The organism is Amycolatopsis sp. NPDC047767 (assembly GCF_040704195.1).
GTDB lineage: Bacteria > Actinomycetota > Actinomycetes > Mycobacteriales > Pseudonocardiaceae > Amycolatopsis.
The window spans coordinates 96,296-119,518 of record NZ_JBEYSJ010000007.1 but is presented as its reverse complement, the minus strand read 5'-3'; the positions used below and the strand labels follow the sequence as shown (position 1 = coordinate 119,518).

The following is a 23,223-nucleotide window of genomic DNA, read 5'->3' as shown; positions in this document are numbered from 1 at the left end:
GGACTTGGGCGCTGCCAACCAGTTACCCATCAGTAAGAAGCGTTACCCTGCTCGGCACCGGGGCTGTGACCCGCGCACACGCACCGGCACCACCACACCGGACGAAAGGCACCCGACGATGGGCGCTGTAGAGCTGACGCTCGGGGGGATCTCGGTCCTCCTGGGCATCGTCGCCTGGGGGTTGTTCATCGCCACCATCGCCCGCTTCGTGCGGGTGATCCGGCTGGGCCAGCCCGACCCGACGCGCAACGGACCGTTCATGCCGCGGCTCGGCACGTTGATCAAGGAGTTCGCCGCGCACACGCGCATGGCGAAGTTCCGACAGGTCGCGCCCTGGCACTGGATGGTGATGTGGGGCTTCCTCATCGGGTCGCTCGCGCTGTTCGAGGCCTACGGCGAGGTGTTCGTGCCGACGTGGGGCTGGCCAGTCCTCGAGGACTGGTCGCTCTGGAGCCTGCTCATGGAGCTGCTCGGCGTGGCCACGATCGTCGGCGGCATCGGGCTGGTGCTCATCCGCCAGGCCAACCACCCCCGCCGCGCCGACCGGCAGTCGCGCTTCGCGGGCTCGAACTTCAAGTGGGCCTACTTCGTCGAGGCCGTGGTGATCATCGAGGGCATCGGCATCATCGGTGTGCGCGCGGCAAAGGCCGCGATGGGCGTGCACGAGACGCCGACGTGGGCCGCCTTCGTGTCCAACCCGCTGTCGCACGCGCTGCCTGCCAGCGCCGCGCTCGTGTCCGTGTTCGCGTTCATCAAGCTGATGAGCGCCACGGTGTGGCTGATCGTGGTGGCCCGCACGATGACCATGGGCATCGCGTGGCACCGGTTCAGCGCGTTCTTCAACATCTACTTCAAGCGCGAGGACGACGGCGGCGTCGCCCTCGGCGCGGTGACGCCGATGATGAGCAAGGGCAAGGTGCTCGACCTCGAGGAAGCCGATCCGGACGAAGACACGTTCGGCGTCGGCAAGGTCGAGGACTTCAGCTGGAAGGGCTGGCTCGACTTCTCCACCTGCACCGAGTGCGGCCGCTGCCAGTCGCAGTGCCCCGCGTGGAACACGGGCAAGCCGCTCTCGCCGAAGCTGCTGATCACGCAGCTGCGCGACCACGCGTACGCGAAGGCGCCCTACCTGCTGGCCGGCGGCAAGCGCGACATGGCCGGAGACGAGATCGGGCTGACCGGCGACAACCCGCACGCGGGCATCGACGTGCTGGCGCTGGCCGAGTCGGAGCGGCCGCTGATCGGCGGCGCGGACGACCATGGCGTGATCGACCCGGACATGCTGTGGTCGTGCACCTCCTGCGGCGCGTGCGTCGAGCAGTGCCCGGTGGACATCGAGCACGTCGACCACATCGTCGACATGCGCCGCTACCAGGTGATGATCGAGTCGTCGTTCCCCACGGAGCTCAACGGCATGTTCAAGAACCTGGAGAACAAGGGCAACCCGTGGGGCCAGAACGCCAAGGACCGTCTCCAGTGGACGGAGGACCTCGACTTCGAGGTGCCGGTGTTCGACGGCGACCTGGGCGACGCGGAGTACCTGTTCTGGGTCGGCTGCGCCGGCGCGTTCGAGGACCGCGCGAAGAAGACCACGCGGGCCGTCGCGGAGTTGCTGCACATCGCGGGCGTGAAGTACACCGTGCTCGGCTCGGAGGAGTCGTGCACCGGTGACCCGGCGCGACGCGCGGGCAACGAGTTCCTGTTCCAGATGCTGGCGCAGCAGAACGTCGAGGTGCTCAACTCGGTGTTCGAGGGCCGCGAGCGCAAGGCGCGCAAGGTCGTCGTGACCTGCGCCCACTGCTTCAACACGCTCGCCAACGAGTACCCGGAGCTGGGCGGCCAGTTCGACGTCGTGCACCACACGCAGCTGCTCAACCGCCTGGTGCGCGAGAAGTACCTGACGCCGGTCGCGCCCGTCGCGGAGGACGTCACCTACCACGACCCGTGCTACCTGGGCCGCCACAACAAGGTCTACGACGCTCCGCGTGAACTCGTCGGCGCTTCGGGCGCGAAGCTGCGCGAGATGCCGCGCCACGGCGACCGGTCCATGTGCTGCGGCGCCGGCGGCGCGCGGATGTGGATGGAGGAGAAGATCGGCAAGCGGATCAACGTCGAGCGCGTGGACGAGGCACTCGGCACCGCGCCGTCGAAGATCGCGACCGGCTGCCCGTTCTGCCGCGTGATGCTCACCGACGGCGTGACCGCGCGCCAGAGCGACGGCCTCGCGAGCGAGCGCGTGGAGGTCGTGGACGTGGCTCAGCTGCTGCTCACGGCCGTGAAGCGCAAGCCCGAGCCGGCGCTCGTGGCGGCTGGAGCGCCCTCGCTCGAGGGCGAGTCGGACGCCGACATCACGAGCAAGCCCGACGTGCCGACCGACGAGAAGGCGACCGGCACCCCGTTGCCGGACGGGGACAAATAGCCCGTATCAAGCTCGAATGAACGCCCCTTTCACGATCAACAACGGTCGTGAAAGGGGCGTTCGCCCGTTCCCGGCCCCGACATTTGTCATGGGGACAGTCGTGATTTACGGCTCGTGTGCGAATGCTCGCACAGCGACACGATCACTTCATGCCCTTTCGCAAGTCCGCGGTCGCCGCACTCGCCTTGTTCTCGCCGTTCGTCGCCGAGTTCCTCCTCGGTGATCAGTACCTCGCCGGCCTGCCCGAGCTCGGACAGCAGCTCGGCATGTTCGCGATGTTCGTGGCGTTGTACGGCTCCGCCGCGGTGCTGGTCCGCGAGCTCGCGCGCCGCCGCGGCCGTGGCTGGCCGACGATCCTGATCCTCGCGCTGGCCTTCGGCGTCGTCGAAGAAGGTCTGCTCACGCAAACGTTGTTCAACCCGCACTACCTCGGCCTCGACCTGCTGAGCCCCGCGCACGTGCCCGGGCTCGGCATCGGTGGCCAGTGGACGGTTTTCGTGCTGACCCTGCACGTGGTCTGGAGCATCGCGGCGCCGCGAGCCGTGGCTGCGCCGGCCGGGCACGGTGGCGTGGACGGTGGCGCTGCTCGTCGGTGCGACGGGCACGTTCCTGGCGTCTCGCATGATGGGAACGACGGCGTTCCTCGCGGCGCCCGGCCAGCTGCTCGGCGCGGCCGTGGTCGCCGGCGCACTGGTCGCGTTCGCCTTGCGGCTGCCCATCCGAACCCTTGACAAGCACGGCTCCGCCTGGGGCGGATTCGCCGTCGGACTGGGGGCGAGCACGTTGTTCCACCTGGTGGACAAGACCGCACTGCTCCATTCGTGGGGCACGGTCGCGCTCATGCTGGCGCTCGAAGCGGCCGTTGTGGGCTATGCCGTGCGCTCGCGTCCGCCCGCGTTTTCCCTGGCAGCAGGCGCGATTGTCACGTACTGCTGGGTCGGTCTGCTGACCGCCGCGGGCAACCCGATGGCGCTGATCGAACAGGTGGTCCTGGTCGCCGCAGCCCTGCTCGTGTTGGGTCTCGCGACCCGCCGGCGAATTCCGGTAAACGTTTGACACGAGAGGTACGCATGTACCGAATTACGCGCGAAAACGTTTTCCGTACACAATTTCTGCACCCCTGGTCCGGCTTCGTCACATTGCCGATGACAGACAGGACAACGGGCGTAATCTACGGTTCCTCGCGACCGGCGCCGCTTGCGGGAAACGAATTCGGCTACCGACATAAGGGGGCGCGACGTGGTGAACGGGTACAGCGGGCCTGGTTACACCGGCCACTCCGGCACCCCCTTTCCGCCTTCCGGGCGAGTGAGCGTCGCCCCGGGCCGGGCCCCTGAACCCGTTTGGCCGAGCGAAGTGCCCGAGGAGTTCGCGGGCGAGCCCGTGGTGGGCGACGGCTGGGTCTCCGACCCGTCGCCGGTCCCCGGCCCGCGGACGCTCGTCCGGCCGTACGTCCTCACCCGCGGCCGCACGCGCTCCCGCCGCAACCTCGCCGTCGAGGCGCTCGTGAAGGCCAACGCCCGCGACCCGCGCTGGAACTCGCCGCAGGTGAAGGGCGAGTTCCGCATCGTGCGGTCGCTGTGCCTGTACCCGCGGTCGGTGGCCGAGGTGGCCGCCACGCTGAGCGTTCCCCTCGGCGTCGCCCGCATCCTGCTCGACGACCTGGCCGAGCTCGGCCTCGTGACGATCCACGCGCCGCAGCGCAAAGAGGACGGGCGCCCGGCGATCGCGCTCATGGAACGGGTGCTTTCGGGTCTCAACCGACTCTGACGTCCGCGCGCGGCTAGTGTTCTGGCCGTGAGCGAGCAAGAGGAATCGGGCGGCGAGAGCACCCTCACGGTGCTGCTGGCCGGCGGCGTGAACCTGGCCATCGCCATCCTGAAGCTGATCGCCGGGATCATCACCGGCTCGGGCGCGATGCTGTCCGAGGCGGCGCACTCCTTCGCCGACACCATCACCGAAGTCCTGCTGCTCACGGCGCTGAAGCGGTCGGAACGCCCGGCCGACCGGGTCCACCCGTTCGGTTACGGCAAGGAGCGCTACTTCTGGTCGCTGCTCGCGGCCGTCTCGATCTTCGCCTCCGGCGCGATGTTCGCCCTGTACGAGGGCTTCACCACGGTGTTCGGCGAAAGCGAAGACCAGACGAACCCGATCGTCGGCTACGCGGTGCTGGGCATCGCGTTCATCCTCGAAGGCACTTCGTGGCTGCAGGCGATCCGGCAGGTGCGCCGGGAATCCCGCCAGGAGCAGCGTTCGTTCTTCACCTACCTGCGCATGATCGACGACCCCGCGCCGAAGACCGTGCTGTTCGAGGACTCGGCCGCGTTGATCGGTCTGCTGCTCGCGTTCGCCGGCATCGGGTTGCACCAGCTCACGGGTTCGTCGGTGTGGGACGGCATCGCGTCGATCCTCATCGGCCTGCTGCTCGCGTGCGTCGCGTACCTGCTGGGGCGCACCAACCGGGGCCTGCTCGTGGGCCGTCAGGCCGACCCGCGGATCGTGCGCGGGGTGCGTGACCACCTCGTGTCGGCGCCGGAGATCGAGGCGCTGGTCGACCTGCAGACGATGCTGATGGGCACGGACCAGGTGCTGGTGTGCGCCCGGGTGGACTTCGACGACACGCTGGGGGCGGCCGACGTCGAGTTCGCCTGCGTGCGGATCGCGGGGGAGCTGACCGAGAAGTTCCACGACGTCACCGAGGTGTTCATCGAGCCCGTGCCGCGGTCGGATCCGAACCTGCGGGCGACGGTGCTGGCGCGCTACGGCGACCTGAGCACGCGGCCGATCGAGGATTCGTAGCGGGTTTCAGTACCCGAAGTCCTGCGTCCAGTACCAGCCGTCGGTGGTCACGCCGACGCCGAGCTTGGTCAGCGAGCAGTTGAGGATGTTCGCGCGGTGGCCGCTGGAGTTCATCCACAGCTGCATCACCTGCTTCGCACTCGTGGCGCCCTTCGCGATGTTCTCGGCGCCCGGCTTGCTGTAGCCGGCGTCGCGGATGCGCTCGTCGAAGTGCTTGCCCTCGGGGGTGTCGTGCGAGAAGTAGTTGCGAGCCGACATGTCGTCGCTGTGGTCCTGCGCGGCCTGGTCGAGGTGGGACTCGTCGGCGACGGGGTCGCAGCCGGCCTTGGCGCGCTCGTCGTTCACGAGGTCCACGACCTGGCCGGCCATCGAGGGGTTCGTGGTCCGGGCCTGAGTGGTCGACGTCGGGGTGCTCGGCGGCTTCGGGGGCGCGGGGGTGCCTGAGTTCGGGGCGTCGGGCGCGGTCGTCGGGGCCGGGTTGGGGCCGGCTGAAGTCGACGTTGTGGGGGCGGTGGAGCCGGACGTCGGGGTGCCGCTCGTGCCGTTCGGGGCAGGGGTCCCTGCACCGGTCGACGAAGACGGCTGCTTCGCGTACGGATCGACCGGCGGCACGCCGGAAAGCGGGTCGGACTGACCTGCGACGACGCTACCGAGCGTCGCCACGCTGGGTCTGTCGTGGAGCCACACTGTCCCCCCAGCGGCGGAGAAACCGCCGAGAAGGACACTCAGTGACACCAAAATCACTCGACCGCGCGCACCAATGGGGGACACGGGCGAGGAAACTATCACGAACCGATTACGACCGTTACCCCCGAAAGGCGCAGTGCCTTATTTGATCAAGCGTCGGAAATGATCTTTGCCCGGCGTCGTTTTCCTGGTGCAGGCACAAGCTGATCTCGGCGTGCGGCGATGCGTCTGCGCAGGTCGGGAGACTCACCTCACGCGCGTGACGCGCAGGAGAAGGGCGCCTGAGCCGAGGAGCGCCAGGCCGAGCAGGACATAGAGGGTGAAGTCGGGATCGGGGCCGGGAAGGGGTTCGTTTTCCGCGGATGTTCGCGCGCGTGGGTCGAGGACCCGCACTGCGGCGGCGGCTCGGACGGTGAGCGGTTCCGTGCCGACGGGGTAGGCGGTGACCTCGACGGCGTCGGTGAGCGTGCCGTCGCGGGGTGCGGTGGCGGTGCGGGTCCATTCGCGCCGGCGGCCCGGGTCGAGGTGGTGGCCGTCGATTGTGAGGGGTGTGTCGCCGGTGTTGGCGGCGGTGACGAGGAACGTGACGGTGTCACCCGGGTTGGCTGTGGGGTCGGCTTGTTCGGTGACGTGCAGGGCCGGTCGGGGGACCGCCTTGACCGGCTGCGCGAGTGTCGTGTGCGAGCCGAGGACGTCGGTGGTCGTGGTGGTGGTTGCCGTGAGCCGGTGGCCGGCGGGGTCTTGGGCGGTGGCGGTGGTGTTCGTGACGGCCGTCGTCGTGGCCGTGAGGGTGCAGGCGCGGAGGGTTTGCGTGCCGGGCGCGAGGTTGGGCAACGTGAAGGCGCAGACCGGGTCGCTGGCGCGAACGATCACGTCGTGCAGTTCCGCGTCTCCGGTGTTGCGGACGGTGGTCAGGTACGTGACGGGGTCACCGGGGCGGATGGGCTGGTTCAGGTGAGCGGTGGTGACGGTGAGTCCGGGGTGGATCACGGGGACGGGGTTGCTTGCCGTGGTGGTGATGGGCGCGCCGCGGGACGGGGTGGCCGTGACCTGGGTGGTGTCGGTGGTCGAGCCGGTCGCGGTGGTGGTGCACGGGTAGCGCTGGATGCCGTTGACGGGCAGCGTCGGGAAGATCCGCGCGCACTCGGGAGCCTGCGGGTCGGTGACGTGGACGTCGTGCAGCTCGGTGTCGCCGGTGTTGGTGAGGACGAGGTCGAAGCGCACGGACTCGTCGGGCGCGAAGGGACCTTCGGCGCTGGTTTTCGTGACGGTGAGTTTCGGCTGCAGCACCTCGAACGACGCCTGCGCCGACGCCGTCACCGCGCGTTGGGTCGGGTCGGCGCCGGTGGCCTTGGTCGTGCTGGTGAAGCCGGTTTCACCCGCGACGGTGGTGCAGGTGTAGGTCTCCTCGGCGTCGGGCGCGAGGGTGGCAACGCTGTGGGCGCACGCGGCGGTGCGATCGTCCACAACGGACACCTGGGTGAGCGGCACGTCGCCGACGTTCTTCACCAGCACGGAGAACGTGACCGTGTCGCCTTCGCGGACTTGGTACGGCTCGGCGTCGGTCATGATCGCGAGCTCGGGGTGGATCACGTCGACGTTCGTGGTGCCGGACGCGGTCACGGGGCGGGTCGTCGGGTCGTTGGCCGTGGCGTTGACGGTGGTGGTGAAGTCGTCGGGCGCGGCTTTGATCGTGCAGGTGTAGGTGACGGCGGCGCCAGTGGCCAGTTGGTCCTCGGAGTGGGGGCAGCCGGTGAGGGTGATCTTCGTGAGCGGGGTGTCGCCGGTGTTGGTGAGGGTGACGGTGATCGTGACGTTGTCGCCGGGCCGGGCTTGGGGTTGTGCGGCAACGGGTTTCACGATGAGCGCCGGGTGGATCACGTCGATCTTCGCGTCGGCGGTCGCGGTGAGCAGCGGGCCGGTGGTGGGGGTGCCGGTGACGTGGGCCGTGAGGACGATGTCGTCGGCCGGGGCGGGTGAGGTGCAGTCGTAGGACTGCTTCGCGCCCGGGGCGAGGGTGTCGAAGGTCTTGGCGCAGGCCGGTGTCTGGTCGTCGGTGACTCGCACGGCATTGACGGGTGAGTCGCCGGTGTTGGTGATGGTGAGTGTCGTGGTCACGGCGTCGCCGGCGCGGAAGGGACCGCCGTGCACGGTGCGGGTGAGTGAGAGGCCGGGGTGGACGACAGTGAACGCGGCGTCGGCCGTCGCGGTGACGGTGCCGCCGAGCGGGTCGGTGGCGGTGACCTTCGCGGTGTTGGTGTAGCCGTCGGGGCCGGCTTGGGTCGCGCAGGTGTAGTGGTCGATGGCGCCGGGGGCGAGAATCGGGCCGTCGGTCTTGGCGCAGGCGGGAGTCTTGTCGTCCACAATGGACATCTTGGTGAGCGGAACGTCGCCGGTGTTGCTCACGGTGATCGTGAAGGTGACTTGGTCCCCTTGGCGCACTTGCTGCGGCGTGGCCGACTGGGTGATCGTGACGGCGGGGTGGATCACGTCGAGGTGTGCGTCGGCGGACGCGGTGACCGGGCGGTTCGACGGGTCGCTGCCGGTGGCTTTCGCGGTGCTGGTGAGGTCGTCGCCGGTGGAGTGGGTGCAGATGTAGGTCTGTTTTGCTTGGGGGGCCAGGGTTCCGACGGATTTGGCGCATTCGGGTGCGGCCTGGTCTTCGATGGTGACGTCGTGCAGTTCGGCGTCGCCCGTGTTGGTGGCGGTGATGGTGAATGTCGCCGACTCGCCGGGCCGGGTGACCGTCGGCGCCACCGTCTGTGTGACGGCGATGGCGGGGTGGATCACGTCGACGGCGGTCTCGGCGCTCGCCGTCACGACCGGTCCCACCGGCGGGGTGGCGGTGACGGTGAGCGATTCGGTGACGTCGTCGGCCGGCGCCGTGGTGGTGCAGGTGAAGGTCCAGGTGGCGCCCGGAGCCAGGGTGTCGTGGTCTTGGGTGCAGGCGTCGGCGCGGGCTGCGGTGGTGACGTGCAGCTTGGTGAGCGGAGTGTCGCCGGTGTTGGTGACGGTGACCTGGAGCGGCACGCTGTCGTGCTCGCGGAACGGTCCACCTTGGACGGTGGTGGCGAGCGTGACAGCCGGGTGCTGCACAGTGAACTTCGCGTCGGCCGACGCGGTGACCGTGCGAGCGGTCGGGTCGGTTCCGGTGGCTGTCACGGAGTTGGTGAAGCCGTCTTTTTCGGCCACCGTTGTGCAGGTGAAGGTTTGTTTCGCTTGTGGTGCCAGGATTCCGAGCTGTTTGGCGCAGCCGGGGACCTCGGTGCTGGTCACGGCGAGGGCGTCCAGCTCGGCGTCGCCGGTGTTGCTCACCGTGACGCTGAAGGTCACGCGGTCCCCCTCGCGCACCTGGGCGGGCGCGGCGGACTCCGTGACGGCGACGGCGGGGTGGATGACGTCGACCGGCGCGTCAGCTGTCACGCTGAGTTGTTTGCCCAGCTCGTCCTTGCCGGTCGCGACGGCGGGGTCCGTGAAGTCGTCGCCCGGCGCGAGCAAGTCGCACTGGTAGGTCTGCGTGGCCTGCGGTGCCAGCGTTTCGTACTTCCGCACGCAGCCGGGGGTGCGGTCGTCGGCCACCGCGACGTCGTCGAGCGGCGCGTCGCCGGTGTTCTTCAGCGCGACGGTGAAGGTCACGCGGTCCCCTTCGCGCACCTGCGCCGGCGCGGCCGTTTTCGTGAGCGACAACGCCGGGTGGATCACCTTCGCCGTGGCCGACGCGGTGTCGGTGACGAGCTGCCCTGAGAGGTCGGTGCCGATCGCCGTCACCGTGTTCGTGGTGGTCAGCGGCGGGTTCGCCCCGCACGGGAAACTCTGTTGCGCGCCGGCGGCGAGCGCGCCGAACGTCCGCGAGCACTCCGGCGTGGTGGCGTCGGTGACGACGACGGGGTTCAGCGGGCTGTCGCCGGTGTTGCGCACGGTGATCGTCCAGGTCACCGGCTCACCGGCGTGGACGACGGCGGGGTCCACCGTCTTGGTGACGTCGAGCGCAGGCGCGATGACGGGGACTTTCACGTCGGCGTCGGCGGTCACCGTCTTGCCCAGCGGATCGGTTCCGCCGACGGAAGCGCTGGTGTCGGGGACCGGCGCCTTCGCCGTGCAGGTACTGGTGGTGTGCTGGGCCGGCGCGAGCGTCCCGATCGTGCGCGCGCACGCGCCGACGTTCGCGTTGGTCACGGCGACGTCGTGCAGTGGGACGTCGCCGGTATTGGTGGCGGTGACCGTGAACGTCACCGGGTCACCGGCGCGATAAGCCGCCTTGTCGACTTGCTGCGCGAGCGTGATCGCCGGGTGCACGACGTCAAGGCGAGTGGTCGCGCTGCCGTCGAGTGCGTCACCGAGCGTGCTGGTGCCGGTGACCTTCGCGGCGCTCGTGACGTCGTCGTCCGGCGCGGTCACCGTGCATTGGTAACCCGTGGTCGCGCCCGCGGCGAGCTCGCCGATCTTCTTGGTGCAGGCGGGAAAGCGGTCGTCGGTCACCTCGACGCCGGTGGCGGCGGTGTCGTTCGGATTGGTGACGCCGACGGTCACGGCGACCTGGTCGCCGGCGTGCGCGCGCGGCGGATCGGCGTGGGTCACGAGCTGCAGATCGGGCACGGGCACGGAGAACACGAGGTTCTGCGCGACGAAATCGTCGCCGGTGGTGCTGAACGCGAGCTTCGCGCTGGTCGCGCCGCTGGGCACGGCGTCGCTGCTGAACGCCTTCGCGTCGATGCCGAAGGTGTTCTTGACGACGGGTTTCGCGGCGTTGTCGGTGCTGGCGACGAAGAAGTTGTCGGACGCGCCGGTGCCGGGTTCGGCGACGGGTTTGTCGTTGATGAGGAAGCGGTCACCGGTCGTGCCCCAGTCGCCGCCTTCGGCGGTCACGCCGACGTGGGCGTCGGCCGAGGCCGCGCGGAACCCGGTGACAGCGGTGGTCGTGGCGGGACCGTTCGCGCTCTGCGGCACGTGGCCATCGTAGACGTAGATCGCGCGCTTGGCCGGCGCGTACTGCGGATCGCGGGCGGGGTAGGAGAAGACGATCGCCACCGACCAGCCGCCGCCGCACCCGCGCCCGGCGGTGGTCCAGACGTCGGCCGCGGTGAGGGTGAGGGGCGCGCCGCTCGGGGCGGTCGCGAACTGACCGGTCACGTCGGCGTAGGCGGAGTAGAACTTGGTGTCCTCGGCGTACGACCCGGGCGTGACGTCGGCTTTCGCTGCGCCGACGGAAAACCGCACGGCCTGCGTCTTCGGCGCGCCGGCGGGGCTCGCGCACCCCGTCCTCGTGCCGCCCCAGCTCAGCCGCGCGAAGGCGACCTTCGCGCCGGGCGGGATCGTGACGGACGCCGCGGAGGAGTCGAACGTGCTCGGGTCGGAGTCCACATCGGACCAACGCAGCGCGAAATCGCCGGCGGGCTTCTTCGTCTCGCGACTGGCGGCTTTCGCGCAGTCGGCATCACTCGGCGTGCACTCGACCACACTGTTGCCGGCGTAGAGGAAATCGCCGTACACCACTTGGTGGTAATTCTGCTGCAATCCCTTGACGGTTTCCGCGTGCGCGGGCACGACGAACGTGGCCAGGAGGCCGAGTACCGCGAGCAGACGTTTCCCGGCCGAGCCCATGTCCGCGAGCTTTCCACGAACCGGTGAACGAATCGCGTTTTCCAACCCGGCCGTGGCCGCAACTCACTCCAGCGAGCGACGGGTGATGCGCAAGGTCGACTCGTGGGTGACCGCCGCGGCTTTTTCGAGGAACCCGATCACCGTTCGGAGTTCACCTTCGGAGTAGTCGTTCGCGAGCTCGCGCGTCGCGGCCACGATGTGGTCCCACAGCGACACGGCGCGCTCGATCGTCTCCTCCTCCACGCCCACGAGCACCTTGCGCCGATCGTCCGGGTGCGGCGAGCGGGTGACCATCTGCTTGCGCTCGAGCCGGTCGATCAGCGCGGTGATCGACGCCGGCGCCAGGCCCGCGTACTCCGCGAGCTCCTTCGGCGTGAGCGGACCGAGGCGCGCGACGTAGTCGAGGACCTTGCTCTCGACGGCCGAGAGGTCGCGCAGGATCGCGATCGCGGTGTGGAACATGACCGTCTCCGTGGACAGCTCCCGCGACTTGAGCAGCAGCTCGTCGACCAGTTTCTCGTGCTCGGTTGACACGACGGCCAGCCTAGCGCATCATTCGATCGTCAGTATTATTCGACGGATCGAAATATTCGAGTCTGCGAACTATACGCAGCCTGGAACTATACGAGGGGACGAAGGATGTCGCGGGTGTTGATCGCGGGCGGGGGCATCGCGGGCACGATCACGGCGATCGCGCTGCACGAGGTGGGCCACGAGCCGGTGCTGTTCGAGGCGTACGACCGCACGGCCGAGGGGGTCGGCGCGTTCCTCACGCTGGCCGTGAACGGGCTAGATGCACTGGCGCCGTTCGGGCTGAAAGACCTGGTCAAGGGCCTGGGCTTCGACACGCCGAGGATGAGCATCGGGCTCGGCGACGGGAAGCGGCTGGCCGAGTTCCCGCTGGGCGGCCCGCTGCCGGACGGCACGGTGAGCCAGACCGTGCGCCGCTCGGACCTCTACGTCGCGCTGCGCGACGAAGCCGCCAGACGCGGGGTGCGCACGGACTTCGGCCGGCGGCTCACCGACGCTTCGCAGACGTCGTCCGAGGTCACCGCGGTCTTCGCCGACGGCTCGTCGGAGTCCGGCGACCTCCTGATCGGCGCCGACGGACTGCGCTCGACCGTGCGCCGGATCCTCGACCCTGCCGCGCCGGCGCCGCGGTACGTCCCCCTGCTCAACACCGGCGGCTTCACCAAGGGCGTGCGGATCGACGACGAACCAGGCGTGATGCACATGGCCTTCGGCCGCAAGGTGTTCTTCGCACACGTCGTACACCCGGACGGCTCGGTGTGGTGGTTCGCCAACGTCCCGCGCCCGACCGAGCCGACCCCGTCGTCACCGGTCCCGAGCGGCGCTCAGTGGCGCGCCGACCTGCTGGCCCTGGTCCGCCGCGACCGCACTCGCGCCGCCGACATCATCGCCGCCACGGACCACCTCTATGCCCCGTGGCCCACCTACGACTTCCCCTCCGTGCCCACCTGGCACCGCGGCCGCATCGGCATCATCGGCGACGCCGCCCACGCCACCTCACCCGCCGCCGGCCAAGGCGCGTCCATGGCCATCGAAGACGCCGTCACCCTGGCCCAATGCCTCCGCGACCTCAGCCCGGACGCCGCACTGCCGACCTTCGAGTCGCTGCGCCGCTCCCGTGTGGAAGCCGTGGTGGCCCAAGGAAAACGCAACGGCGACGACAAATCCCCGGGCCCCCTCGGCCGCCTCGCCCGCGACTTCTTCATCCGCCGCGCCATGAAGAACACCGGCGGCGCCGACCCCAACGCCTTCATGTGGAACCACCGCATCGACTGGGCCGCCCCGGTGTCGGCCTAACGCCAGGCACTCACGCGGTCGCTGCCCCGCGCTTCGGCCCCAGCGTCGAGCCCGACGTCAGGTGCGACCACCCAGATCACACAGCTGCCATGTCGACTGGGCAACGCGTGCGCCGGTCTGACGCCAGGTCCACGGACACCTCTCGCACTCCCGACCCGGCCTCGCACCGCGGCGCACTCTGCACTCAGCGTCGAGCCGGCGTCAGGTGGGACCACGCGGGTCGCCGCATCGACTGGACGGCCGGATACCGGTCTAACGCCAGGTGTCCACGCGGTGGAAGTTCTTGTACGCCCGGCTCGGCGTCGGACCGCGCTGGCCCTGGTAGCGAGAGCCCGCTTCCTTCGAGCCGTACGGGAACTCCGCCGAGCTGGACAGGCGGAAGATGCACAGCTGGCCGATCTTCATGCCAGGCCACAGCGTGATCGGCAGGTTCGCGACGTTCGACAGCTCGAGCGTGATGTGCCCCGAAAAGCCCGGGTCGATGAAGCCCGCCGTCGAGTGCGTCAGCAACCCCAGCCGCCCCAGCGACGACTTGCCTTCGAGCCGCCCGGCGAGGTCGTCGGCCAGCGTGACCATCTCGTACGTCGACCCGAGCACGAACTCGCCCGGGTGCAGCACGAAGGGCTCCTCGCCTTCCTTCTCCACCAGCGAGGTCAGCTCGTCCTGCTGCAACTGCGGGTCGATGTGCGTGTACTTGCTGTTGTCGAACACCCGGAAGAACCGATCCAGCCGCACATCAATGCTCGACGGCTGCACCATCGCGGCATCAAACGGATCCATCCCGAGCCGGCCGGCATCGAGCTCTTTGCGGAGGTCACGGTCACTGAGCAGCACGGACGCAGCCTAACGTCTGCTTTGAAGCAGGTTGGATCAGGTTGGTTCAGATGATGACAGTTGTTCCAATCCGAACCAGCAGCTCAGGCGGCGCGCTCGCCACTCCCGTACGACGTATCCGCCTTGAACACCTCATGCACCCGCTTCAAATACCGCCGACGCCCCAGCCCACCGAGCAGCTCCTGCAACGCCGTCGCCCCCGGAATCAACCGCCGGGCCGTCTCCGCTGCGAAGTTCACCCCGGCCACCGCCACGACCGCCGCCTGGGCGACCGGGTCATCCGGCAGCTCCAGGAAATCGGCGTTCTCCTTGCCAAGCACCAGCCGACTGATCGCCGAGTGCACCGACACGTTCACGTGCGCCAGCACTTTCCCCGCAGCCCCGCGCCCCTCGCCAATCGCCGCATGGCTCTCGACAAGGGCCTTGGCCAGGCGTTTCGAGTCGTCATCGGGGATGAATTCAGTGGCGGCAAGAAGCCAGAGCAAGCGCCAGGCGTCGTCCTCGTCGGCGGGGAGGAGTTCCTCGTCGACGCCCATCAGCCAGCCGATGTAGCGCCACAGGTGCAGGATGTCGGCGCGCTCGCGTTCGGTGTAGCGGAGGCCGAGCAGCTGCGTGCCGAAGACGTAGACCAGCGAAAACAGCAGCAACGTGCCCGCGGTCTGGACCTGGTTGACCGGCCGGTCCCACTGCTCGTAGTCCCAGTCCTCGCGCTGGTTCATCGCCCGCCGGACGTGAGCGTGCACCAGCCGGATCCGCACCGCCGCCCGAAATCCGGCCGCGTTGCGGTCCATCGCCCCGGGCGTGGTGACGTCGATCCACCACGCGGCGGTCTCCACCAGCCGCTTCGGCGCCCGGTACTCGATCTCCCCGGTCCCCACCAACGACTTCGTCGCCCGCGACGCCAGGTATCCGCCCATCAAGGACATGTCACCCAGCGGAAACAGCCCCAGCAACCCCGCGCGCGTGATCGCCCGCGCCCCACGCTCCAGCCTCGCGCGATCCACCCAATACGGCGTCGCCTCGACGCCCGCCATGAACTCGCGCAGCTCAGCGCCACTTTCCGCGCCGACCCCATGCACCAACGCCCGCTCGAACCGCGCCCGATTCCCGGCATCCCGCCCGAACCACTCCACCAACGCATCCGCCGGCGCGTCCTGCCGCTGCGCGAACTCCCTGAGCCGCAGCACCTGCTCATCCCCGGCGCGCAGCCCCTCGACCCCGCGCAACCGCGCGACCAGCCGAAACCCGCCCTGCCGGAACAACACCGGGTCGTCCACCACATCCACCTCCGGCGTCGCCACCCGTCCGACAACAAGTGTTGTCACTTGCCCCCGGCGCCGTCAACCCACGCCCCACTGGACACACGGACCACGCCCCCGTGTAAGCTGGCGAGGCACTGCGGATGTAGTTCAATGGTAGAACATCAGCTTCCCAAGCTGAATACGCGGGTTCGATTCCCGTCATCCGCTCCAAGAACTGTTCTTGCAGCTCACAAGGGGTGCTTCCCAAGTTTGGGAAGCACCCCTTCTGGCTTTCTAGGCACCGTTCCAACAACATCCCAGCAACATCACTCGGCGGCTCCATTTCCGCGCTCTTTCTTCTCCCGCCGTCGCGCTTCGATGAGCTTCGACAACGTCTCGGCGATCCGCTCGCCCGCCTCATCCGTCGCCCGCGGGTGGATCAGGGCCGCCCGCATGCCGTCGTGACCCATCTGCGCCATCAGATCCTTGGTCGACATGCCGGCCTTGGACGCCCACACGTTGTCCGCGTGCCGCAGGTCGTGGAAGTGCAGGCCCTTCAACCCCATGCCCGCCACGACCTCCGTCCACCTGGACAGCTGCGCGAAGTTCGGCCGGCGCAGCGCGTCCCCCTTCTTGCCGGTGAACAACAGCGCCTCGTCGTCCGGCTCCACGAACAGCGCCAGGTGCTTCAGCAGCGACGACCGAACTGCCTGCGGAACGATCACTGTCCGCGACTTCGGAGGACCGACCAGCAGCCCTTGTCCCGGGACGTCGACGAACGCCCTCGTCACCCGAACCGTGCTCGCGTCCTCGGCGAGGTCGCACCGCCGCAACACGGTCACCTCTCCGTAGCGCAGCGACGTGAAGGCCGCGAGCAGAACCATTGCGGCCCACCGGTCCGGCGTCTTCGACGCCAACTCGAACACCTCAAGGGCGAAGTGCCAGCGATCCGACCTGTCGATCCAAAGGGCCAAGTGGCACAGTCAGGACATGGCAGAACCGGCCAACATCGACGCGGTCATCCAGCGGTTTCCGATCGGCGATCACATCTCCGCGCCCATCAGGAACTACCTCAATCCCAATCAGCGCACCGGCCTGATGGCCGACCTCGGGGCGGGCGTGCTGGGCTTCGTCGACAGCGAGCACCTGCGACACAAGGACTGGCTACCCGTCGGAGAAGTCGTTCAGTTCGAAGTCCTCCGCCACGACCTGTACGAGAGCGTTTACGACAAGCCGCACAGGTGCCAGCCGCGACTCTGGCCGCTCGACCGACGCTGGCGCAACCCTCAGGCCGCTCACTGGGGCTTTGACAACGAACAGTGGGCAAGCATCAAAGCCCGGTACGCGCTGGGCGCAACGGTGACCGGCACCGTCAGCAACATCGCGAGAAGCAACCGGTGGTACACGGTCCGCTTCGACGACGTCTGGGCCAGGGTGACCTGGCTGGGCACACCGCCCGCCATCGGCACCACGAGCCACTACACGGTATCCCGACTGCTCGACAGCACCCACCGGATCATCCTCACAGCCGAGGGCACCACACCCCCGTGATGGCCTCCGGCGGCCAGGGCGCTGCCCTGGACCCGGCACCGCTTCGGAGATCAGGGGAGCAGCAGCCCGGTGATCTCCTCATCCCCTGGGCTCTGGGGAAACTCCCAGCAACATGCCAACAACACGCCCCGGTCAACCACGGTCAACAGAGGCACCCCGCGCACATGCCCGTCCGCACGTCAGGGGCACTTTTCAGGTGTCAACGGCTGGTTCCCAAGCTGAATACGCGGGTTCGATTCCCGTCATCCGCTCCACAAATGCAGTGCGGGTGTTTTCCGACAATCGGGAAACACCCTCACTGCTATTTCACCGCCACCGCCAACCAGGGGATAATCCCTCCCATGACGCGTGGCGAGCAGCTCTGCGAAGTCATCGACGACCTCCTGCACATCCTCCGCACCGGTGAGCACGACACGGCCTGGAGCAGCTACCGCTCCGTCGGCGACGCGATAACCGAGCTGGAACACCTGAAAGAGCGCATCCGACAAGGCGACCCCGAAGCAGAGAAACGGCTCAGAGAACTCTTCCTCCCCACCGGAGCCCTCGAAGAGATCGCCGTCTCGAGTGGGTGGGCCGGAACCTGGGTGGAGCTCACCAAGAGGGTCGATCCACAGTAGACAGAGTCACACGTCGTCGCCGATGTCCAGTTTGTGGTAGAAGGTCACGGTCGGCTGGGTGGTGACGCCGGCTGCCGCCATGAGGGCGCCGATGCGGTCGCTTTCGGATGAGAAGAAGGCCTGGAACGAGGCCTCGTCCGGCCAGACGTCGACGACCAGGATGTCCTTGTCGTCGGCCCAGAAATGGTGGGACTGGAGGCCGTGGGCGCGGGCGGAGGCGATGATGGTCGACATGCGGGCGGGGTCGGAGGCGGCGGCCTTCTCGAACTGGGCGCCGTTGCCGGGGACGCGGAGGAGCATGAGCACGGACATCGTGATCACGCCCAGAAGGCGTCGTCGGAGGATTCGTCCTGGGAGACGTCCAGCAGGTCGACCGCTTGGCCGTCGCGCATCCGAAACACGAGCGCGTGGCGGGTGTCGAGGTGTTTGTCGCCTCGGGTGCCGGTGGAGTGGTAGACGGTGACGACCTCGTCGTCGTTCGCGTAGACCTCCTCGAGGGCCACGCGGAGGGTGCCGTCGCTGCGGGTGGCGAGTTGGCCGTACATCGACAGGATCGCGTCGCGGCCCTTGTGGTCGCCCGAAAAGACGTTGTGGCCCGGCATGTGTTGCACGGCGTCGGCGGCGATGAGCTCGGACAGGGCCGCGACGTCGCCGGCGGAGAAGGCCGCGTAGCCGCGGCGGATGAGCGTCGCGTTGGGGTGTTCGGCCATCGTGGCCCCCTCTGCAAAGAAAGTTGGGCGCCCTGGGCGCGGGCGTGTTCACCGGCCGCAGGGCGTGGCACCATCGAACGCGCCGGGCCGCGAACGTGTCAAGACCGCCCTATTCACCCAGCCGGCGACGCAGCAGAGCCGCATGGCCGCCGGCAAGGCCCGTCGCCTCGGCGAGTTCGAGAGCGGCACGAGCCTCGCAGAGGTTTCCCAAGCGGCACAACAGTTCCGCGCGCGTCGCGTGCCACCAGGGGTAGTCCGCCAGCACGTCCAACGCGTCCACGAGCGGCAGCGCCACCGCGGCCCCGTCACGTTCGGCGATCGCGGCGGCGCGGTTCAGTGACACCACCGGGCTCGGGCGGACGGTGAAAAGCACGTCGTACCAAGAGATCACGGCGTCCCAGTTGGTCGACGCGTACGTCGGCGACAAGGCGTGACAAGCCGCGATCGCCGCCTCCACCACGTAAGGGTTGGGCGCGGAAGGCGTGCGCCGCAAAGCGCGCCCCACCAGCAAAACACCCTCCTGGATCAGGGCCGCGTCCCACAGCGAACGGTCCTGATCGGCCAGCAGCACGGGCAAACCGTCGTCGGCCACGCGCGTGCACCGGCGTGCGTCGTGCAGCAACAGCAACGCAAGCAGCCCCAGCACCGTCGGCTCGTCCGGCATCAGCGACGCGAGCAGCCGCGCCAGCCGCACGGCCTCGTCGACCAGCGGATCGCGCACGCCCGCGTACCCCTCGTTGAAGATCAGGTACACCGTCGCCGCCACACCGGAAAGCCGCTCGGGCAGCTCCTCGGCCGCCGGCACGCGGTACGGGATCCCCGCCGTCGCGATCTTCTGCTTCGCCCGCGTCAACCGCTTCGCCGCCGTCGCCTCGGGCAGGCGCAGTCCACGCGCGACTTCGGCGGTCGACAAACCGCCGAGTGTCCGCAGCGACAAAGCGACCTGCGCGTCCACCGACAGACACGGGTGGCAGCAGGTGAACACGAGGCGCAGCAGGTCGTCGCGGATCACGGAGGGCGGCGGGTCGTCGTCGGCGAGCGGCATCGCGTCCGCCTCCTTCCCGACGCGCTTGGCCTCGCGGCGCAGCACGTCGACGGCGCGTCGCCGCGCCGTCACGAGCAGCCAGGCCCGCGGGTTGTCCGGGACGCCGTCGCGGGGCCACGTTTCGAGCGCCCGCACGACGGCGTCCTGCACCGCGTCCTCGGCCAGGTCCACGCTGCCGATGACCCGCACGAGCGTGGCGAGCACCCGGGTCCCCTCATCCCGGATGAGCCGCGCCAGCGTGTCACCGGCGACCGTCACGAGAACTCGACGATCGGGCGCACCTCGACGGCGCCGTCCCACGCGGCCGGGATCTGCGCGGCGACCTTGACGGCTTCGTCGAGGTCGGCGCATTCGATGAGGTAGAAGCCGGTGAGGGCTTCCTTCGTCTCGGCGTACGGGCCGTCGCTGGTCACGATGTCGCCGCCCTTGCCGCCGTTCACGCGGACGGTGGTGGCCGTCGCGGTCGGGTACAGAGCCTGGCCACCGCGGATCACGGCCGCGGCGGCCGCGCCGAACTCGTTGTAGTCCTTCATCATCGACGCGGCTTCCGGCTGCGTCGGGTCCACGTCGGCGGAGTAGATGAGCGCGGCATAGGTGGGCATGGCTGCTCCTGATGAGTGTCCGGACCGGCGCCGTTCGCCGGCTAACACTCTAAGGACGAACGGCCCCCAACGCGCCAGGACAATCGCCGGGGAAAAACTTCAGCCCTCGACGAGCTCCCACTCGGCACCCGGCTCCGCGCGGTCGAAGACCTGACCGGGCGCGGCCTGCAGCACGTTCACGACGTCCGGGTACAGGCTCACCACGTGCTCCAGCTCCAGGCCCTCGACCTCGAAGTCCTCGGCTTCCGGTACCTCGAAGCCCACGAAGAGCCACGTGCCGTCACCCTCGCGCACGACCTGGCGCACGGCCCGAACGGGCGCGTCGCCCCCGGTCACGATCTCGGTGAGCCCGGTCGACAGTTGCACCTCGTCCACCGGCGAGCCCGGGTGCTGCCACGCGGCGATGCGGGCTTCGCGGATCTCGCGGTCCTCGGCCTCGTCGTCGGAGTCGGCGACGGAGCTCAGCAGCCACGCCGAACGCTCCGGGTCCCAGTCGGCCGCCATGCCGGTGGGCAGCGACGCCAGCGCCGTGAGCTGCGGGATGAGCTCGACGGCTTCGCGCAGCGGGACCGCGCCGAACTGCTCGCGGTTGACGTCCATGTCCTCGTCGAACTCGGCGCCGTCGCTGATGAACCAGTCGTCGTCATCGTCGAGGACCACGAACGCGAGCTGCGCGGGGTCCTCCAGCAGCGCCCGCGCGAAAATCACGGGCGACTCCGGGTCCTGTCGCAGCGGCCAGTCGTTCGACATGTTCTTCTCCCCGCGTCGTGCCGGCGTCCGCGAACATCCCACCAGACGTGCGAACCGGCCTCGCACCGGGCCGAAAACGCGCTAATTCCACGGACGTTGGATTACCCTGGGCGGATGGTGCTGCCAGAACGTCTCGCCCACTTCAACCGCGTGGTGACCAACCGGGTCACGGGACCGTTCGTCGGGTGGCTGCCCGGCTTCGGCCTGGTCGTGCACCAGGGCCGCCGGTCCGGCAAGGAGTTCCGCACCCCGCTGAACGTCTTCCGCACCGACGACGGCTTCGTCGTCGCCCTCACCTACGGCCCGGACACCGACTGGGTCAAGAACGTGCTGGCCGCGGGCCACGCGGAGCTCGTCACGCGCGGCAAAAAATGGCGCGTCACCGATCCACGGCTCGTGCATGATGGGTCCCGCCGTCCGATGCCGCCCGGGGTGCGCCAGTTCCTCGGGCTCGTCGGGGTCGAGGACTTCCTGCTGCTGCGGCGGGAGTGAGGGGGAGCGGTGCTCTCGGGCAAGCTGGTGCGGCTGCGGGCGCTCGAGCCGTCGGACGCGGAGTCGCTGTACCGCTGGATCCACGACGACGAGGTGGGTCAGTTCATGACCGGCTCGCACCCGCGTTCACTGGACCAGGTGCGCAAGCGCTGCGAGGAACGCAAGGTCAACACGTACGAGCACGTGGTGCTCGGCATCGAGTCGGTGGCATCGGGCGCGTTGCTCGGCGTGATCGACCTGCGCGACGCCGAGCCCGAGATCGGCCGCGCCGAGCTCGACATCTACATCGGCGAGAAGGACCACTGGAACGGCGGCTACGGCACCGAGGCCATGCGCCTGATGTGCCGCTACGGCTTCAACGTGATGCGCCTGCACCTCATCGCCCTGTGGGTGGTCGCCGACAACGAACGCGCGCGCCACGTCTACCGCAAGGTGGGCTTCGTGGAGGACGGCCGGCACCGCGAGTGCTTCCGGGGCAGCGATGGGAAGTACTACGACATGTACTTGATGAGCCTGCTGGAACCCGAGCTCATCGACTGACGGCCGGAACGTCCAGGCGTTCGCTCGGCAACCCGGGAGACTGGCCCAGTCCCGCACGGGCCTGAGCACAACCGCGCCGGACTGACAAGATCTCTGCCGTCATCGATCAGCAGCCGCTTGCCTTCGGACCCGCCGCCGTATGGCGGGTGGTCACATCTCCTCCGTGATGAGCGGGCTCGATTGGCGCTCGCCAGGTGCGCCGGTGCGCGCAGGGGCACTGTCGCGCGATGTCGCGGCCCGGAGCAGGAGCAGGGGCGTGGCAATCAGCAGAAGGCCGGCCAGCCCGATCGCGATCCTCGTCGCCGTCAGCGCGGCCAGGACGCCCCAGACGAGCGTGAGCAAGGCCGTGGCGAGGCTGCTGCTGATCTGCCACGCCGACAGCGTCCGTGAGAGTCGTTCGTGCTCGATGTGCTTGAGCCGGAAGGTCGCGACCACCGGGTTGAACAGGCTCATCGGCACGATGACACCGAACTCGATGACCATGACCAGCAGCAGTCCGGCGATGCCTGCGGGAATGAACGCCAGTCCAATCGGCCAGAGGACCGCGCCGATGGCCGCGAGCCACATGACCTTGTGCTCGCCGTACTTGGCGACTGTCGGACCGGCAAGGCGCGAGCCGACGAATCCGCCGATGCACGGTACGGCGAAGGCGAGTCCGTACTGCCACGGCGCGAAGTGGAGGTCACGCAGCATGAGCACCGCGACCAGCGGTTCCTGCGCCATGATGAGGCCGCCTACGGCGAGGCGGTTCAGGAATACCGGACGCAGCCGCGGGTGGCTGAGCAGGTACCGCCAACTGTCCGGCAGATCCCGCAGGGTGACCTTCTTCGCCGCATCCTTCACGGGAGTCGGCTCGCGGCCGCCGATGGCGGTGATGCCGAGCGCTGAGAGCAGGTAGCTCAGGCCATCGGCGACAACGGTGGTGGTGTAGCCGAACAGCCCGATCGCGGCGCCGCCCAGCGGCGGGCCGATCGCGATCGAGCTCCACAAGGTGGATTCGAAGCGGCTGCTGGCTGCCAGGAGGTCGTCGCGGGCCACGACCGACTTCAGGTAGGCGCCGCCGGCGGTGGCGAACCCGATCTTGGCGGCGGCAACCACGATTGCGACGAGCAACAGCTGCACGTAGGTCAGCCAGCCGAGCCAGTAGGCCAGCGGAATGGTCGCCATCGCGGCGAAGCGCAGCAGATCCATCGCGATCATGACGGGCCGCTTGCGTCGGGTTTCGATCCAGGGCCCGGTCGGGACAGCGACGAGGGCACCGACGATGAGGCTTGCCGACGAGAGCGCGGAAACGCCGGCGGGGCTGGAGTGCAGGACGCTGATGGCGATCAGGCCGAAGGCGCCGAACCCGAGACCGGAGCCGTAGGCACTGACCGCGTTCGCGGCCCACAGCCATCCGAACTGCCGCCCGAGCTTCCTGCGTGCCACGTCGTTCCTCCATCTCGTGTATCCCCAACCGCCCGTACTGCTCCGGATATGCAATCCCGACTGACGACGTGGGAGGTAAC

Annotated in this window: 23 protein-coding genes and 1 tRNA gene; 11 read left to right on the top strand and 13 right to left on the bottom strand. The window is 68.8% G+C overall.

Features of this window, described 5'->3' with window-relative positions:
* Positions 1 to 118: 118 nt before the first annotated feature.
* Positions 119 to 2,419, top strand: a complete 2,301-nt coding sequence (locus AB0878_RS15255) for a (Fe-S)-binding protein (RefSeq protein WP_366580173.1) — start codon at positions 119 to 121, stop codon at positions 2,417 to 2,419.
* A gap of 86 nt (positions 2,420 to 2,505) precedes the next feature.
* Here the strand turns inward: AB0878_RS15255 and AB0878_RS15250 are convergent, their stop codons facing one another.
* Positions 2,506 to 2,931 (bottom strand): hypothetical protein, encoded by a 426-nt coding sequence (locus tag AB0878_RS15250; protein ID WP_366580171.1) that lies wholly within the window; start codon positions 2,929 to 2,931, stop codon positions 2,506 to 2,508.
* A gap of 64 nt (positions 2,932 to 2,995) precedes the next feature.
* On the opposite strand from AB0878_RS15250, the gene AB0878_RS15245 reads away from it, so the two are divergent.
* The 3 genes from AB0878_RS15245 to AB0878_RS15235 all read left to right on the top strand — a co-directional run bounded on the left by AB0878_RS15245 (position 2,996) and on the right by AB0878_RS15235 (position 5,218).
* Positions 2,996 to 3,475 carry a hypothetical protein gene (locus AB0878_RS15245; protein WP_366580169.1) on the top strand — a complete coding sequence of 160 codons (480 nt, stop codon included), beginning with the start codon at positions 2,996 to 2,998 and terminating at the stop codon, positions 3,473 to 3,475.
* Between the two features lie 300 nt (positions 3,476 to 3,775).
* The gene (locus AB0878_RS15240) at positions 3,776 to 4,189 is read left to right on the top strand and encodes a DUF742 domain-containing protein (protein WP_366580167.1); all 414 of its coding nucleotides are present in this window, start codon (positions 3,776 to 3,778) and stop codon (positions 4,187 to 4,189) included.
* 27 nt (positions 4,190 to 4,216) lie between these two features.
* A complete protein-coding gene (locus AB0878_RS15235) occupies positions 4,217 to 5,218 on the top strand; it encodes a cation diffusion facilitator family transporter (RefSeq protein ID WP_366580165.1) in 1,002 nt (333 codons plus the stop codon).
* Positions 5,219 to 5,224: 6 nt separating this feature from the next.
* On the opposite strand, the gene AB0878_RS15230 is transcribed toward AB0878_RS15235, so the two are convergent.
* Positions 5,225 to 5,587, bottom strand: a complete 363-nt coding sequence (locus AB0878_RS15230) for a CAP domain-containing protein (RefSeq protein WP_366580163.1) — start codon at positions 5,585 to 5,587, stop codon at positions 5,225 to 5,227.
* A gap of 25 nt (positions 5,588 to 5,612) precedes the next feature.
* On the opposite strand from AB0878_RS15230, the gene AB0878_RS15225 reads away from it, so the two are divergent.
* Positions 5,613 to 5,852, top strand: coding sequence for a hypothetical protein (locus AB0878_RS15225; protein ID WP_366580161.1), 240 nt, complete (start codon positions 5,613 to 5,615; stop codon positions 5,850 to 5,852).
* 299 nt (positions 5,853 to 6,151) lie between these two features.
* Here AB0878_RS15225 and AB0878_RS15220 read toward each other — a convergent pair whose 3' ends face one another.
* The gene (locus tag AB0878_RS15220; protein WP_366580159.1) at positions 6,152 to 11,506 is read right to left on the bottom strand and encodes a hypothetical protein; all 5,355 of its coding nucleotides are present in this window, start codon (positions 11,504 to 11,506) and stop codon (positions 6,152 to 6,154) included.
* Positions 11,507 to 11,569: 63 nt separating this feature from the next.
* Entirely contained in the window at positions 11,570 to 12,040 is a 471-nt protein-coding gene (locus AB0878_RS15215) for a MarR family transcriptional regulator (RefSeq protein ID WP_366580157.1), read from the bottom strand.
* A 105-nt stretch (positions 12,041 to 12,145) separates the two neighbouring features.
* On the opposite strand from AB0878_RS15215, the gene AB0878_RS15210 reads away from it, so the two are divergent.
* Positions 12,146 to 13,333: an FAD-dependent monooxygenase gene (locus tag AB0878_RS15210; RefSeq protein ID WP_366580155.1), complete on the top strand. Its 1,188-nt coding sequence runs from the start codon at positions 12,146 to 12,148 to the stop codon at positions 13,331 to 13,333.
* 252 nt (positions 13,334 to 13,585) lie between these two features.
* Here AB0878_RS15210 and dcd read toward each other — a convergent pair whose 3' ends face one another.
* A complete protein-coding gene (gene dcd, locus AB0878_RS15205; RefSeq protein WP_366580153.1) occupies positions 13,586 to 14,167 on the bottom strand; it encodes a dCTP deaminase in 582 nt (193 codons plus the stop codon).
* An 83-nt stretch (positions 14,168 to 14,250) separates the two neighbouring features.
* A complete protein-coding gene (locus tag AB0878_RS15200) occupies positions 14,251 to 15,447 on the bottom strand; it encodes an oxygenase MpaB family protein (RefSeq protein ID WP_366580543.1) in 1,197 nt (398 codons plus the stop codon).
* A 118-nt stretch (positions 15,448 to 15,565) separates the two neighbouring features.
* Between AB0878_RS15200 and AB0878_RS15195 the strand changes: the two genes are divergently transcribed.
* Positions 15,566 to 15,639, top strand: a tRNA-Gly gene (locus AB0878_RS15195).
* A gap of 95 nt (positions 15,640 to 15,734) precedes the next feature.
* Here AB0878_RS15195 and AB0878_RS15190 read toward each other — a convergent pair.
* Complete coding sequence (locus tag AB0878_RS15190) at positions 15,735 to 16,334, bottom strand: tyrosine-type recombinase/integrase (protein WP_366580151.1); 600 nt, start codon at positions 16,332 to 16,334, stop codon at positions 15,735 to 15,737.
* A gap of 64 nt (positions 16,335 to 16,398) precedes the next feature.
* Here AB0878_RS15190 and AB0878_RS15185 point away from each other — a divergent pair, with 64 nt between their 5' ends.
* Positions 16,399 to 16,959, top strand: a complete 561-nt coding sequence (locus AB0878_RS15185; protein ID WP_366580149.1) for a hypothetical protein — start codon at positions 16,399 to 16,401, stop codon at positions 16,957 to 16,959.
* 341 nt (positions 16,960 to 17,300) lie between these two features.
* Positions 17,301 to 17,576 carry a hypothetical protein gene (locus AB0878_RS15180; protein ID WP_366580147.1) on the top strand — a complete coding sequence of 92 codons (276 nt, stop codon included), beginning with the start codon at positions 17,301 to 17,303 and terminating at the stop codon, positions 17,574 to 17,576.
* Between the two features lie 6 nt (positions 17,577 to 17,582).
* Here the strand turns inward: AB0878_RS15180 and AB0878_RS15175 are convergent, their stop codons facing one another.
* The 5 genes from AB0878_RS15175 to AB0878_RS15155 all read right to left on the bottom strand — a co-directional run bounded on the left by AB0878_RS15175 (position 17,583) and on the right by AB0878_RS15155 (position 20,683).
* A complete protein-coding gene (locus AB0878_RS15175; protein ID WP_366580145.1) occupies positions 17,583 to 17,897 on the bottom strand; it encodes a hypothetical protein in 315 nt (104 codons plus the stop codon).
* Positions 17,894 to 18,286 (bottom strand): nuclear transport factor 2 family protein, encoded by a 393-nt coding sequence (locus AB0878_RS15170; protein WP_366580143.1) that lies wholly within the window; start codon positions 18,284 to 18,286, stop codon positions 17,894 to 17,896. Before AB0878_RS15170 ends, AB0878_RS15175 begins: the two co-directional genes overlap by 4 nt.
* A 109-nt stretch (positions 18,287 to 18,395) precedes the next feature.
* Positions 18,396 to 19,589 (bottom strand): sigma-70 family RNA polymerase sigma factor, encoded by a 1,194-nt coding sequence (locus AB0878_RS15165; RefSeq protein ID WP_366580141.1) that lies wholly within the window; start codon positions 19,587 to 19,589, stop codon positions 18,396 to 18,398.
* Entirely contained in the window at positions 19,586 to 19,933 is a 348-nt protein-coding gene (locus AB0878_RS15160) for a YciI family protein (protein ID WP_366580139.1), read from the bottom strand. Before AB0878_RS15160 ends, AB0878_RS15165 begins: the two co-directional genes overlap by 4 nt.
* A gap of 99 nt (positions 19,934 to 20,032) precedes the next feature.
* Entirely contained in the window at positions 20,033 to 20,683 is a 651-nt protein-coding gene (locus AB0878_RS15155) for a hypothetical protein (protein ID WP_366580137.1), read from the bottom strand.
* A gap of 114 nt (positions 20,684 to 20,797) precedes the next feature.
* Between AB0878_RS15155 and AB0878_RS15150 the strand changes: the two genes are divergently transcribed.
* The gene (locus tag AB0878_RS15150) at positions 20,798 to 21,175 is read left to right on the top strand and encodes a nitroreductase family deazaflavin-dependent oxidoreductase (protein WP_366580135.1); all 378 of its coding nucleotides are present in this window, start codon (positions 20,798 to 20,800) and stop codon (positions 21,173 to 21,175) included.
* Between the two features lie 9 nt (positions 21,176 to 21,184).
* A complete protein-coding gene (locus tag AB0878_RS15145) occupies positions 21,185 to 21,715 on the top strand; it encodes a GNAT family N-acetyltransferase (protein WP_366580133.1) in 531 nt (176 codons plus the stop codon).
* 150 nt (positions 21,716 to 21,865) lie between these two features.
* Here the strand turns inward: AB0878_RS15145 and AB0878_RS15140 are convergent, their stop codons facing one another.
* Positions 21,866 to 23,143, bottom strand: coding sequence for an MFS transporter (locus AB0878_RS15140; RefSeq protein WP_366580131.1), 1,278 nt, complete (start codon positions 23,141 to 23,143; stop codon positions 21,866 to 21,868).
* Positions 23,144 to 23,223 lie beyond the last annotated feature (80 nt).